Raw genomic sequence first — 12829 nt, forward strand, 5'->3', positions numbered from 1 at the left:
GTTCCGTGACGGCCGCAGCTTTCGGCGCTCAGCCGCTCGGGTCGGGCTCATCGTCGAGCCCCATGCGCCGCAGCACCGCCAGAGCGAGGGGCCGGCTGATGCGGCGTCCGCGCCCGAGGGCGTCGCGGTCCAGTTCGGCCACGACATCGCGGGCGCGTCCCAGCGAACGGTCGATCCGCAGGGCCAGCGAATCGATCACGCCCAGGTCGACGACCAGTTGCCGGTCCACGAACAGCTTGACCAGAACCGCGCGCAGGAGTGCGTCGTCGGGCGCCTCGATGGCGATGCGGGGCGCCAGCCGCAGCCGCGAGCGCAGGTCCGGCGTGGCAAGGCCGAGGGCGTCGATCCCGCTGGCGCTCGTCAGCAGGACCGGGCAGGCGCGCTCCCGCGCCCGGTTCAACAGGTGGAACAGCGCCGCCTCGTCGAGTCGCTCCGCCCGATCGAGGTCCTCGATGACCAGCGCCCCGTTCGAGACCAGATGCTGGACCGCGTCGGCCCCCAAGTCGGAGGCCGGGACGGTCCAGGCATGGGCACGCTCCGCCCAGATCGCCGCCAGATGGCTCTTGCCGCTGCCGGAGGGGCCGGTGAGGATCAGGACGCTGTCGGGCCAGTCCGGCCAAGCCTCGATCAGCGTGTAGGCGGCCTCGTTGGCCGGCCCGACGAGGAAATCCTCGCGCCCGTACCGGGGATCGAGGGGCAGGTCGAAGGCGAGCTGCCGGGGAGGTGCGTTCTCGCGCATGCTGCGTCCAGGATCATCCCGCGCGCGCCGAGGTCAAGGCCGAAGCGTCCTTGCCGTCGTGCTCGATCAGGATCGGCTGCCCCGCGTGATAAAGGCGGCTCTCCAGGTATCGGGCCAGGGCGAAGCGCACGAGCACGCCGATCGAGGCCGCGATCGGCACCGCCAGCAGCAGCCCGACGAAGCCGAACAGCGTCCCGAACGCCAGGAGCGCGAACATCAGCCAGACCGGGTGAAGCCCGGTGGAATCGCCCACCAGCTTCGGCGAGATGACGTTCCCTTCCAGGAACTGCCCGACGAGGAACACGGCCACCGTGAGGCCGAGATACAGCCAGTCTCCAGAAGGCCAGAACTGGACGAGGGCGACGCCCACGGAGAGCAGGAATCCCGTCAGCGTCCCGACATACGGGATGAAGGTCAGGAATCCCGCAATCAATCCGATCAGGACCCCGAAGTTGAGGCCGATCAGCCAGAGGCCCACCGCGTAGAAGCTTCCCAGGATGAGGCAGACCAGGGTCTGGCCCCGGACGTAGCCGGTCACCGCCCCGTCGATCTGGCGCGCGAGCTCGCGCACCGTCGCCCGGTGCCGCGGCGGCACCCAGCCATCGATCGCCGCGACCATCCGGTCCCAGTCGACGAGGATGTAGAACGCGACCACCGGAGTCACGACGAGCAGCGAGGCGATCGAGATCAGCGCCTGGCTGCCCGACCAGAGGGATTTCAGGAAGGCCAGGAGCCACGCGCCCGCCTGGGTGGCCAGCGTCCCCACCGAGGATTGCAGCTCCGTGAGGACATTCGCACCGCCGACCCGTTCGAGCAGGGTCCCGGATCGCTCGGCGATGATGGCCTGGAGACGGGACACCATGCCCGGCAGGGCGTTCACGAGCGCCACGACCTGATTGGCCGTCAGCGGGATCAGGATCAGCAGCGTCACCACGAGGACGACAACGAACAGGGCGAGGATCAGCAGGCTGGCCGCCAGCCGCCCGAGGCCGAGGCGCTCCAGTCGATCGGCCAGAGGATCGAGCAGGTAGGCCAGGGTGATGCCGGCTACGAAGGGCAGCATCACCTCCCGGAGCAGGTAGACGACGAGTCCCAGGGCGACGACAGCGGCCAGCCCGATCACAGCCCGTGCACGCACGATGACGCTCCCCCGCAGCACGCCGCGCCCGTCGGCAGAGTGGGTATGCGGTGTGCGCCGATCAAGGCGCCGCTGCGCCGACTCGCGCCGCGCGCGGTAAGCCTTTAGAGCGGAGCCAGTATTGAACGAGGTGGCGCGGGCATGACGGCCAGGGACGGCAAGGAGCCGAATACGGGGCTGACCTACGCGGAGGCGGGCGTCGACATCGATGCCGGCAACGCCATGGTCGAGACGATCAAGCCGCTGGTGCGCTCCACCCGGCGCCCGGGCGCCGATGCCGAGATCGGCGGGTTCGGCGGCCTGTTCGACCTGAAGGCCGCGGGCTTCCGCGACCCGATCCTGGTCGCGGCCAATGACGGCGTCGGAACCAAGGTCAAGATCGCCATCGAGACCGGGCGCCACGACACGATCGGCATCGACCTCGTGGCCATGTGCGTCAACGACATCATCGTCCAGGGCGCAGAGCCCCTGTTCTTCCTCGACTATTATGCCACCGGCAAGCTGGTCCCGGGTGTCGGCGCCGACATCGTGCGCGGCATCGCCGAGGGGTGCCGTCAGGCCGGTTGCGCGCTGATCGGCGGCGAGACCGCCGAGATGCCGGGCCTCTATGACGGGTCCGACTACGACCTCGCGGGATTCTCCGTGGGGGCCGCCGAGCGCGGCAGCCTGCTGCCCCGCCCGGGCATCCGTGCCGGTGACGTCGTGCTCGGCCTGCCGTCGTCCGGCGTGCACTCAAACGGGTTTTCCCTGGTCCGCCGGATAGTTGCTCAAACCGGCCTCGGCTGGGATGCGCCGGCACCCTTCGCCCCCGAGCGCAGTCTCGGCGATGCGCTGCTGGAGCCCACCCGGATCTACGTGAAGCCGCTTCTAGCCGCCCTGGGCGCGACGGACGGCATCCGGGCGCTTGCCCACATCACGGGCGGCGGCTTCCCCGACAACCTGCCCCGCGTTCTTCCCGACGATGTCGGCATCGCCATCGATCTCGATGCGGTCACGCCGCCGGCCGTGTTCGGATGGCTCGCCCGAGAGGGCGGCGTCGCCGAGGCCGAGATGCTGCGCACCTTCAATTGCGGGATCGGCATGGTGGTGATCGCCGCCGCCGAGGCCGTGGACGACGTCGACGAGGCCCTCACCCGGGCCGGCGAGACGCCGGTGCGTCTGGGACGGATCACGGCGCGCGGATCCGAACCCGTGACCTTCAGCGGACGCCTCGCCCTCTGATGGCACCCGCCCGCAAGACCCGCGTCGCCATCCTGATCTCGGGGCGCGGCTCCAACATGGTCGCCTTGTTGGAGGCGGCCCGGGATCCCGCCTATCCGGCGGAGATCGTACTGGTGGTATCGAACCGTCCGGACGCGGCCGGCCTCGCGCGGGCGGCCGAGGCCGGCATCCCGACGCAGGCGATCGATCACAGAGCCTTCCCGGACCGGGCCGGTTTCGATGCCGTGCTCGACGCGGCCCTGCGGGCGGCCGATATCGACCTCGTGTGTCTGGCGGGCTTCATGCGGATCCTGACGCCAGACTTCGTGGCGTCCTGGGCGGGACGGATGCTCAACATCCATCCGTCGCTCCTGCCCCTGTTCAAGGGGACCCACACCCACCGGCAGGCCCTCGACGCCGGCGTGCGCTTGCACGGCTGCACCGTCCACTTCGTGGTACCGGAACTGGATGCCGGTCCGATCGTGGCGCAAGCGGCGATCCCGGTCCGCCAGGACGACGATCCCGACAGCCTCGCGGATCGCGTGATCGTGCAGGAGCGCCGGCTCTACCCAGCGGTGCTGGCCCTGGTGGCGGGCGGACGCGCACGCCTTGAAGGCGAACGCGTCGTCATTGCCGAAGAGGCGCCCGAGGGCGCGCTGTTCAGTCTCTAGCGGCCTGCTGCGGCGACCTGACCGTTCCGAGCGCGGCGAAGCCGGTTCGCAGCGCCACGCTCATCGATGGTCCGCGCGCCTGGGCCGCTCCGCTGCGCCCGCGACGGCGGCGCGCAGACCGGCAAGCTGTCGGGATGCCTCAGACCGGACGCTGCAGCTTGCAGCTGTCGAGGGCCGAGAGCGCCTTTGCGCGGGCGGAATCGTTGAAGTAGCCGGTGGTGCGGTAGGCCTCGATCTCGGACTGGTCCAGGCTGCGCAGGGTCTGGCGGGCATAGCAGCCGCAGGGACGCTCCAGGGCGGCCTCGGTGGCGCTGGTCATGCGGGCCTGGACGACCGTGCAGGCGTGCCGCACGCGGCCCTCCAGACTGGCCTTGGTGGCGGTCTTGAGCGCCGGATCCGGCTCGTATTGCTGGAACGGGGCCGAGGATCCGCCGGCGAGGGCGGCGGTCGCACCGAGGGCGAACAGGCCGGTCGCGATCATCAGGGGCAGGCGGCGCATCGTCATGGTCGTGGCGGTCCAGGGGCTGAGGTTGGTTAAGCTCAGCCGTTGGACGCTTCAGGCCCGTATGCCGTCAATGGCGGCCCGGACACACCCGGCGGCATTCACCGCGCGGCCGGGTGCGGCATGGGACGATGGCGGCCCGGTGTGCCCGGACCGCCACCGCGCGTCGCCTCACGCGGCGATATCGGAATCCTGGAAGAACTGCGCGATCTCGAGCTTGGCGTTCTCGGTGCTGTCCGAACCGTGGACCGTGTTCTCGCCGACGGACTCGGCGAACTTCTTGCGGATCGTGCCCTCGGCCGCCTGGGCCGGGTTCGTGGCGCCCATCACCTCACGGTACTTGGCAACCGCGTTCTCGCCCTCGAGAACCTGAACCACAACCGGGCCGGAGGTCATGAACGTCACGAGTTCCCCGAAGAACGGACGCTCCTTGTGCACCTCGTAGAACTTCTCGGCCTGCGCCTTGGTCATGCGGATGCGTCGCTGGCCGACGATGCGCAGGCCCGCCTCCTCGATAACCGCGTTGACCGCGCCGGTCAGGTTCCGCCGCGTCGCGTCGGGCTTCAGGATCGAGAAGGTGCGCTCGGTGGCCATGGTGCGTCCGGTCTGTCTGTGGATAAATCGTGCGGCGCGCCGGGCGTCCGGCAGCGCCTCGAAAGCGAGAATTTCGCTTCGGTGCCGGGCTTATAGCGGGCGCTCCCCGAGGCCTCAAGCTGCGCGCCGGGACGGCCTGGATCAAGCACGGCCGTGGCTCTGCCGCAACACCGCCGAAAAATCGCCGGATTGCGGCGGCTCTCTCACGCACCAACCGACTTCGTCCACCCCTCGGGCGTCCGCGATGCCCCAATACCGGAGACGAACCATGCGACTCGCTCTCAGCGCCGGCCTGCTGCTCGCCGGCCTCTCCGCCGCTGCCGCCGACACCGCCAAGGATCCGTCCGGCACCTGGCTCACCGGGGATGGCCGCGCCAAGATCCGGATCGACCGCTGCGGCCCGGGGCAGAAGCTCGTCTGCGGCAAGGTCGTCTGGCTGAAGATGCCCACCACCGACAGCGGCGCGCCGCGCACCGACCTCAAGAATCCCGATCCGAAGAAGCGCGCCCGTCCTGTGATCGGTCTCCAGCTCATCGAAGGCCTCAAGCCCGATGAGGAGAAGTACACTGGGGAACTCTACAATATCGAGGAAGGCAAGATCTACACGGTCAGCCTGGAGCGCGAGAGCGAGGCCGAACTCAGCGTGTCCGGCTGCATGCTCAAGGTGCTGTGCGGCTCACAGACCTGGACCCGCGTCCCGGACGTGAACCAGCAGGCCGCCAACAAGAACTGACCGTTTGTCAGATCGACGCGAGGCCGCGCTGCACTGCCGGCCTCGCCAGGATGCTGTCCAACCAGCGGGCCACGTTCGGCAGGGCGTTGATATCGACGCCCTGTTTGAAATTGAGCTTCGCCCAGGTGAACGTCGCGATGTCGGCGATTGAATAGGCGTCGGCGAGATACGCCCGGCCTTCGAGGCGCCGCTCCAGGACTCCGTACAGGCGTTTCGCCTCGGCGGTGAACCGCTCGATCGCGTACGGGACCTTCTCGGGCGCGTAGATCTTGAAGTGGTGGGTCTGCCCGAGCATCGGCCCGAACCCCGCCACCTGCCAGAATAGCCATTCATCGACCGCGACGCGGGCTCGCTCGTCCGAAGGGTAAAACTGCCCGGTCTTCCGGCCGAGATATTGCAGAATCGCGCCGGATTCGAAAACGGAGATCGGCTGTCCACCCGGCCCGTCCGGATCGACGATCGCCGGGATCTTGTTGTTGGGCGAGATCGCGAGGAAGTCCGGGCCGAACTGCTCGTTCTTGGCGATGTCCACCGGGACGATCCGATAGGGCAGTCCGCACTCTTCGAGCATGATCGGGATCTTCCAGCCGTTCGGCGTACTCCACGTATGGACGTCGATCGGCCGCCCGGACACCGCTGCCATGCTCTGCCTGCTCCTCGACCGAATCATCGGCGGCGCGGTGGTCCTCCGCCGTTTTCGGACAACACCAACAGTGAAGACGATTTCCCGGCCGCGCTCAAGGGCGAGGCGGAATCTCGGCTGACGATTCGGGCCGTCGTCGCCGAAGCTGTTGGCAGATGCGGTGCCGGGCTTGCCGGCCCGGCGCGCGCGCGGCGAGACTGCGTCTCGGGCGTCGGCACGACGTCCGAGGGGGACTAAACGAATGATCGATCGACTCGTCAGGATCGCGATCCTGTCCGCGCCGCTGCTGGCTGCTCAGCCGGGCCTTTCCAAGGAGGCGCCCGCCAAGGCCCCTCCGGCCTCCGAGGCGCCGGCGGCACCGGGCGGGGCGACCGCCAAGCAGCCCAGTTCCGGCCAGGCCGCCGCCCGCGACCGTCAGAAGACCTGCGGCGCCGAGTGGCGTGCGCTGACCGACGTGCAGAAGGCGGCGCAGGGGCCGAAATGGCCGCAGTACTGGAGCAAGTGCAACAAGCGCCTCAAAGGCGGCGACAAGGCCTGAGGCGCTCGCGAACCGCAGAGCTTCTCGTGTGTTCAGACATCCGCCCATGGGCGACGTCGGGAGGCGCGAAGCCATGACGGACGAGGTTCCGTTCCAGGTGAAGGCGGACGGCACGCTGCGCCGGGACCGGCGTGGCTGAGGCCGCGGTCACCCCCGCCGGGGGGGCGCGTGCCGCATCGGTCTTCGACCGTGCGGTGGCGTTCCTCGATGCCTGGGTGCCCAAGCCGGCCGCCTGGGCGTTCGCGCTGCGGATCTGGATCGCCATGATGCTGGCCCTGGCCGCCGCCTTCTGGCTTCAGCTCGACAGCGCCTCGTCCGCCGCCACCTGCGTGGCGATCCTCGCGCAGCCCAAGCGCGGGCAGGCGATCTCGAAGGCGGTCTATCGCCTCCTCGGCACCCTGATCGGAGCGGTGGTGTCCCTCGCCCTCGTAGGCCTGTTCGGACAGGACCGGGTGCTGCTTCTCCTCGGATTCACGGTGTGGCTCGGCCTCTGCGTCTTCGTCGCGCAGTACCTGCAGGATACGAGGGCCTACGGAGCGATGCTCTCCGGCTACACCGTGGCGATCATCGCCCTGGGCCAGATCGACGACCCGCAGGGCGCCTTCGACGCCGCGGTGTCCCGCGTCGCCGTGATCGTCCTCGGCATCGTCGTGATCACCTTCATCAACGATGCCCTGGCGTCGCCGAGCACGTGGCGGGCACTGCTGCCGCAGCTCCGCACGGCCTGGGACGAAACGCGGAGCTATGCCCGCGAGACGCTGGCGGCGGGGGATCTCGGCGCCACCCAAACCGCCGCGCTGATCCGCACCATCGCGCCGATGCGCGCCGATGCCAGCGCGATCGCGGGGGAACTCGACGACGGTCGCTTCCGCGCCGCCGGTGCGCGGAGCTGCATCGCCGCACTCTACGGGATGGCCGCGTCGATCCGCAGCGTGGCGGCCGCGGCTGCCTGCCTGCGCAATCCGAGCCCGGCCGTCGCAGAGGCCATGGCGATCTGCCGGCGGGTGGCCGACGCGCCCGATCCCGAGGCCCTCGACCGCGACGACGAACGGCTGCGCGACCTCGTCGACGCCGCGGTCCGTGCCGGGGATCGCCCCCTCGACGAGGTTGTGGTCCTCCAGCGCGCCCTGGATTTCGTCTGCGCCGCGACCTTCGCGCAGGATGGGATCCGTGCGGTGGCGGACGGACATCGCCCCCTGCGCGATGCCGCGCTTCCGACGCACCGCGACTTCCCGGTCGCCCTGCGCGGCGCCCTGCGGGTGGCCATCGGCTTCGCCGTCACGGCGGCCGCCTTCGTCGCCCTCGGCCTGCCGCAGGCGTCCTTCGCGCTGGTCCAAGTGGCGTCAACCGCGGCCCTGTCATCTTCGACGCCGGATCCGCGGAAATTCGCGAACGGCGTGGTGATCGGGATGATCCTCGCGGCGACCTTCGCGGGCATCGCCCGGTTCGTGTTCCTCAACGGCGTTCAGGGATTCCCGATGCTGGCGATCGTAATGGCGCCGGTGATCGCCTTCGGCTGCTTCCTGTCGCTCAACCCTAAGACCTTCGGCATCGGCTTCATCGTGATCGTGTTCTTTCCGGTGCTGCTCGGGCCGTCCAACCCGCAGAGCTACGATGCCCTCACCTTCCTGCTGAACGCCTTCCTGGTGGTCGTGGCCGCCGTGATCCTGTCGATCGTCGTCCGCCTGCTGCTCCCGGTCACGCGCGCGCAGCAACGCGTGTTCGCCCTCGACTCCGCGCGGCGGGCGCTGGCCGATGCGCTCGTCGGCGAGGGGGGCGATGCCACGACGCGCACGAGCCTGAATGCGGACCGGCTCTTCCAGTTCGCGGGCTACAGCTCGGGAAGCGGTGCCGTGCGACGGGCGAACCTGACCCACGCCTTCGCCCTCGCCCGCCTGGAAGCGGCCGCCGCCCGGGCTCATGCGGAACTCCGCCGGCTCTGGTCGATCCAGAGCCTGCGCGGCGTGATCCCCCGCGCCCGCGACGCCCTCGCGGCGGGCGACGATCGCGCTCTCGAGGAAGCCGCCCGCGAACTGATCCGCGCCGCATCCGCGCGGGATCGGGCGGTGCGGCTCACCACCGCCTGCGCGGCGAGCGACCTCGTCACCGCGGCACGCACCATCACCCGCCACCGGCGATTCCTGCATCGCCTCGACATCGCGCTCTTCTGACCGGCAGCGTCTCCTGGGGTGACCATGCACGAGGACATCCATCTCGGCGGGGTGCTGGTTTCCGCCTTCGTCGCTTACGCGTTGGCCGCGTTCGTGATTCTGCTCGCCCTGCGCTGGCTCTTCGCCCGCATCCGCTTCAGCCGTTACGTCGCCAACGCTCCGCTCGCCGAGGCCGGCCTCTACGTCTGTGTTCTCGCCCTCCTGATCGCGTTGATCTGATGCCCGATACCACCGCCGACGAGGACGATCCGAAGCCCGCCTCCCGCGACGCCGCGTCGGAGCCGGCCGATCGCCTGCCCGCGGTCCCACGCCGGGGCCGCACAGCCAGGATCGTCCGCTTGGCGGCGACCGGCGTGATCCTGCTCGCTGCCGGTCTCGCAGCGGCGTTCGTGTGGGCGTTCTACGTGGCGGCGCCGTGGACCCGCGACGGCAGGGTCCGGGTTCAGGTCGCCAACATCGCTCCGCAGGTCTCCGGGCAGATCGTCGACGTCCGGGTCCAGGACAACCAGACCGTCCGCAAGGGGGATGTCCTCTACGTCATCGATCCCATCGACTTCGAGGTCTCGGTCACCTCGGCGGACGCGGAGGTCAAGAACCGGGAGGCCGACCTCCAAGTGAAGAACGCGCAGTCGGCCCGGCGCCAGGCGCTGACGACCGTCTCGACCTCGATCGAGGAGAAGCAGCAATTCGCCGGCACCGCCAAGATCGCCGAGGCGGCGCTGGAAGGCGCTCAGGCGCAGCTGCGCCAAGCCAAGGTGAACCTGGGACGCACCCAGGTGACGTCCACCGTCAATGGCCGCGTCACCAACCTGCTCATGCGGGTCGGCGATTACGCCCGGACCGGCACCGCGAACATCAGCGTGGTCGACACCGATTCGTTCTGGATCGACGGCTATTTCGAGGAGACCAAACTGGCCAACGTCCACGTGGGCGATCCCGCCGACGTCAAGCTGATGGGCTTCGATCCGCACCTGACCGGAACGGTCGACAGCATCACACTCGGCATCTCCACGGCGAACGCCGCCGCCAGCACGCAGGGGCTGCCGGACGTCAACCCGGTCTACACCTGGGTCCGTCTGGCGCAGCGCGTGCCAGTTCGCATCCGCATCGACCATATCGCACCGGGCGTTCCCCTCATCGCCGGCATGACCGCGACCGTGGTGGTCAACGGCGGCCGCGCGCCGGACCCGGACTGGTTCATGGCTCTGCGGGACCGCGTCTCGGCACTGACGACGCCGGCGGCCGGACCTTCGGCCGAGGCCGACCGGCGTTGAAGTCGCGATCCGGGCGTGACCCGGATCAGTCTGCCGCGTTCTCCGGAAACACGCGCGCTGGAGAACGCCATGAGCTGTCGTCTTGTGTTTGCCCTCGTGCTGCTGGCAGGCGGACCCGCTGCCGCCGCACCGCCGAAGGCCGCAGTGTTCGATTTCCAGTTCTCGAACCTGTCGCCGGTGCCGACCGACGCGGCCGATACGGCCCGCCTGAAGCGGGTGAGTGCCGAACTTCGAGATCTGCTGGAGAAGAACGCATTGTTCGTCGTGGTCTCGACGGATCCGGTGCGGGGCGAGGTCGCCCGCAGTGCCGATCTGCGGAACTGCAGCGGCTGCGCGGAGGACTTCGCCCGCAGGCTCGGCGCCGACGTGGCGATCACCGGCGAGGTGCAGAAGGTCTCGAATCTGATCCTCAACCTGAACGTCTACGTGAAGCCCGTCGCCGGTGATGCGCCCGAGAAGGCCTACAGCGTCGACCTGCGCGGCGACACGGACGAATCCTTCGACCGCGGCATCCGCTTTCTGGTGCAGAACAATATGAATGCCGGCAAGTAGCTTGTGCGCCAATCAAGATTTTGCACCGCCGCAGGATCGATCCAAGCTGTTGTCCTCTCGGTGGGTGCAGCGCGATGCGGCCGTGATGTCGTTCGGAAAAAGCGGTCGTCGAGAAAATAGCTATTGACCGCCTTCGGAGACGGGAGCAGTCTCCATCTGTGCTTGATCAAAGCGGGCACGAACCGGCCGGAAACCTTGACGCGATCAGGTTTCGCTACGGTGACGGTTGCCGGAAGCTGGAGGAGACAGGCATGACTCCACCGCAGCGGAACGCCGCATAGACGGTTCGGGGACAGGTTCGGCCCGGAATTCAGCGGCACCACACGAACAGCCGGACGGAAGCGGCTCCAGGGGCGCAGAAGCGGCCAGATACGGCACGCCTTCGAATGCGCGAAAGGCCCCACTTAGAGCCGTTCCGCCGCGGTTTCACCAAATCGGATTTCGCAATGCCTTCACCGCCCCGGCATCGCCGCGGCGGGCTATCGTCGTGGCGCGAAGCCCTGGTGCGAAGCCCCGGCGCCCCGCAGGGCGCCCGGCACTCCGCCCCCCCGTGACCCTGGGATCAGTCGATCCCGAGCTTCGCCTTGAGCAGGGCGTTCACCGCTGCGGGATTCGCCTTGCCACCCGTGGCCTTCATGGTCTGGCCGACGAACCAGCCGAGCAGGGTCGGCTTTTCCCTGGCCTGGGCGACCTTGTCGGGGTTCGCCGCGATGATCTGGTTCACCGCCGCCTCGATGGCGCCGGTGTCGGTGACCTGCTTCATGCCGCGGCTCTCGACGAGGGCGCGCGGGTCGCCGCCCTCGGTCCAGACGATCTCGAACAGGTCCTTGGCGATCTTTCCGGAGATCACGCCCTCGCCGATCAGGTCGACGATGGCTCCGAGCTGATCGGCTGACACGGGCGTCGCCTCGATGGACAGGCCCTCCTTGTTCAGGCACCCGAACAGCTCGTTGATGACCCAGTTGGCCGCGGCCTTGCCGTCCCGCCCCTTCGCCACCGCCTCGTAGTAGTCGGCCGACGCCCGCTCCGCGATGAGCACGCCGGCATCGTAGGGCGACAGGCCGTAATCCTGCACGAACCGCGCCTTCTTGGCGTCCGGAAGCTCCGGCAGTCCCTCGGCCAGGGCATCGACGTAGGCCTGGTCGAACTCCAGCGGCAGCAGGTCCGGATCCGGGAAGTAGCGGTAATCGTGTGCCTCTTCCTTCGAGCGCATGGACCGCGTCTCGCCCTTCGTCGGATCGAACAGGCGCGTCTCCTGATCGATTTTGCCGCCATCCTCCAGGATCGCGATCTGACGCCGCGCCTCGACCTCGATCGACTGACCGATGAAGCGGATCGAGTTGACGTTCTTGATCTCGCAGCGGGTGCCCAGCGGCTCGCCGGGGCGGCGCACCGAGACGTTGACGTCGGCGCGGAGCGAGCCCTTCTCCATGTCACCGTCGCAGGTCCCGAGATAGCGCAGGATCGTGCGCAGCTTGGTGACGTAGGCCTTCGCCTCCTCGGAGGAGCGCAGGTCCGGACGGGAGACGATCTCCATCAGCGCCACGCCGGACCGGTTGAGGTCGACGAAGCTCCGGGTCGGGTCCTGATCGTGCAGCGACTTGCCGGCATCCTGCTCGAGATGCAGGCGCTCGATGCCCACGTTGATCGACGCGCCGTCGGCCAGATCCACCAGAACCTCGCCCTCGCCGACGATCGGGTCCTTGTACTGGGAGATCTGGTAGCCCTGCGGCAGGTCCGGGTAGAAGTAGTTCTTCCGGTCGAACACCGAGCGCAGGTTGATCCGGGCCTTCAGGCCGAGGCCAGTGCGCACCGCCTGCGCGACGCACTCGGCGTTGATCACCGGCAGCATCCCGGGCATTGCCGCATCGACCAGCGAGACGTGGTCGTTCGGCTCGCCGCCGAACTCGGTGGAGGCGCCGGAGAACAGCTTCGCCCGGCTGGACACCTGGGCGTGGATCTCCATGCCGACGATCACCTCCCAGTCGTGGAGGCCGCCCTTGATCAGCTTCTTGGGGTCGACGGGTGCGTTCATGGTCGTCCGGGCTGGGAAGGGAGCGTGGCGGAATGCTCC

General features: G+C 68.9%; 14 protein-coding genes. 8 read left to right on the forward strand and 6 right to left on the reverse strand.

Features of this window, described 5'->3' with window-relative positions; genetic code table 11:
* Positions 1–28: 28 nt before the first annotated feature.
* Together ACXJKQ_RS14225 and ACXJKQ_RS14230 are read right to left on the reverse strand one after the other, a co-directional pair.
* A complete protein-coding gene (locus ACXJKQ_RS14225) occupies positions 29–739 on the reverse strand; it encodes a hypothetical protein (protein ID WP_457106377.1) in 711 nt (236 codons plus the stop codon).
* Between the two features lie 13 nt (positions 740–752).
* Positions 753–1877, reverse strand: coding sequence for an AI-2E family transporter (locus tag ACXJKQ_RS14230; protein ID WP_457106378.1), 1125 nt, complete (start codon positions 1875–1877; stop codon positions 753–755).
* 141 nt (positions 1878–2018) lie between these two features.
* On the opposite strand from ACXJKQ_RS14230, the gene purM reads away from it, so the two are divergent.
* Positions 2019–3098 (forward strand): phosphoribosylformylglycinamidine cyclo-ligase, encoded by a 1080-nt coding sequence (purM, locus tag ACXJKQ_RS14235; RefSeq protein WP_457106379.1) that lies wholly within the window; start codon positions 2019–2021, stop codon positions 3096–3098.
* Entirely contained in the window at positions 3098–3748 is a 651-nt protein-coding gene (gene purN / locus ACXJKQ_RS14240; protein ID WP_457106380.1) for a phosphoribosylglycinamide formyltransferase, read from the forward strand. Before purM ends, purN begins: the two co-directional genes overlap by 1 nt.
* A 139-nt stretch (positions 3749–3887) precedes the next feature.
* Here purN and ACXJKQ_RS14245 read toward each other — a convergent pair whose 3' ends face one another.
* On the reverse strand, positions 3888–4253 hold the full coding sequence (locus ACXJKQ_RS14245) for a hypothetical protein (RefSeq protein ID WP_457106381.1): 366 nt from the start codon (positions 4251–4253) through the stop codon (positions 3888–3890).
* 168 nt (positions 4254–4421) lie between these two features.
* Complete coding sequence (gene ndk, locus ACXJKQ_RS14250; RefSeq protein ID WP_457106382.1) at positions 4422–4844, reverse strand: nucleoside-diphosphate kinase; 423 nt, start codon at positions 4842–4844, stop codon at positions 4422–4424.
* A gap of 268 nt (positions 4845–5112) precedes the next feature.
* On the opposite strand from ndk, the gene ACXJKQ_RS14255 reads away from it, so the two are divergent.
* Positions 5113–5577 carry a DUF2147 domain-containing protein gene (locus ACXJKQ_RS14255; RefSeq protein ID WP_457106383.1) on the forward strand — a complete coding sequence of 155 codons (465 nt, stop codon included), beginning with the start codon at positions 5113–5115 and terminating at the stop codon, positions 5575–5577.
* A gap of 7 nt (positions 5578–5584) precedes the next feature.
* Here the strand turns inward: ACXJKQ_RS14255 and ACXJKQ_RS14260 are convergent, their stop codons facing one another.
* On the reverse strand, positions 5585–6220 hold the full coding sequence (locus tag ACXJKQ_RS14260) for a glutathione S-transferase N-terminal domain-containing protein (protein WP_457106384.1): 636 nt from the start codon (positions 6218–6220) through the stop codon (positions 5585–5587).
* 241 nt (positions 6221–6461) lie between these two features.
* Here ACXJKQ_RS14260 and ACXJKQ_RS14265 point away from each other — a divergent pair, with 241 nt between their 5' ends.
* From ACXJKQ_RS14265 to ACXJKQ_RS14285, 5 genes are all read left to right on the forward strand, one after another.
* A complete protein-coding gene (locus ACXJKQ_RS14265; protein WP_457106385.1) occupies positions 6462–6758 on the forward strand; it encodes a hypothetical protein in 297 nt (98 codons plus the stop codon).
* Positions 6759–6889: 131 nt separating this feature from the next.
* Positions 6890–8929 (forward strand): FUSC family protein, encoded by a 2040-nt coding sequence (locus tag ACXJKQ_RS14270; protein ID WP_457106386.1) that lies wholly within the window; start codon positions 6890–6892, stop codon positions 8927–8929.
* Positions 8930–8953: 24 nt separating this feature from the next.
* Positions 8954–9148: a DUF1656 domain-containing protein gene (locus tag ACXJKQ_RS14275; RefSeq protein ID WP_457106387.1), complete on the forward strand. Its 195-nt coding sequence runs from the start codon at positions 8954–8956 to the stop codon at positions 9146–9148.
* Positions 9148–10203 carry a biotin/lipoyl-binding protein gene (locus ACXJKQ_RS14280; RefSeq protein WP_457106388.1) on the forward strand — a complete coding sequence of 352 codons (1056 nt, stop codon included), beginning with the start codon at positions 9148–9150 and terminating at the stop codon, positions 10201–10203. The genes ACXJKQ_RS14275 and ACXJKQ_RS14280 overlap by 1 nt, the downstream gene beginning before the upstream one ends.
* Before the next feature lie 69 nt (positions 10204–10272).
* Complete coding sequence (locus ACXJKQ_RS14285) at positions 10273–10755, forward strand: DUF3280 domain-containing protein (RefSeq protein ID WP_457106389.1); 483 nt, start codon at positions 10273–10275, stop codon at positions 10753–10755.
* Between the two features lie 562 nt (positions 10756–11317).
* Here the strand turns inward: ACXJKQ_RS14285 and gatB are convergent.
* Complete coding sequence (gatB, locus tag ACXJKQ_RS14290) at positions 11318–12790, reverse strand: Asp-tRNA(Asn)/Glu-tRNA(Gln) amidotransferase subunit GatB (protein WP_457106390.1); 1473 nt, start codon at positions 12788–12790, stop codon at positions 11318–11320.
* Between the last annotated feature and the right edge of the window lie 39 nt (positions 12791–12829).

It is taken from the genome of Methylobacterium sp. P5_C11, assembly GCF_054049775.1.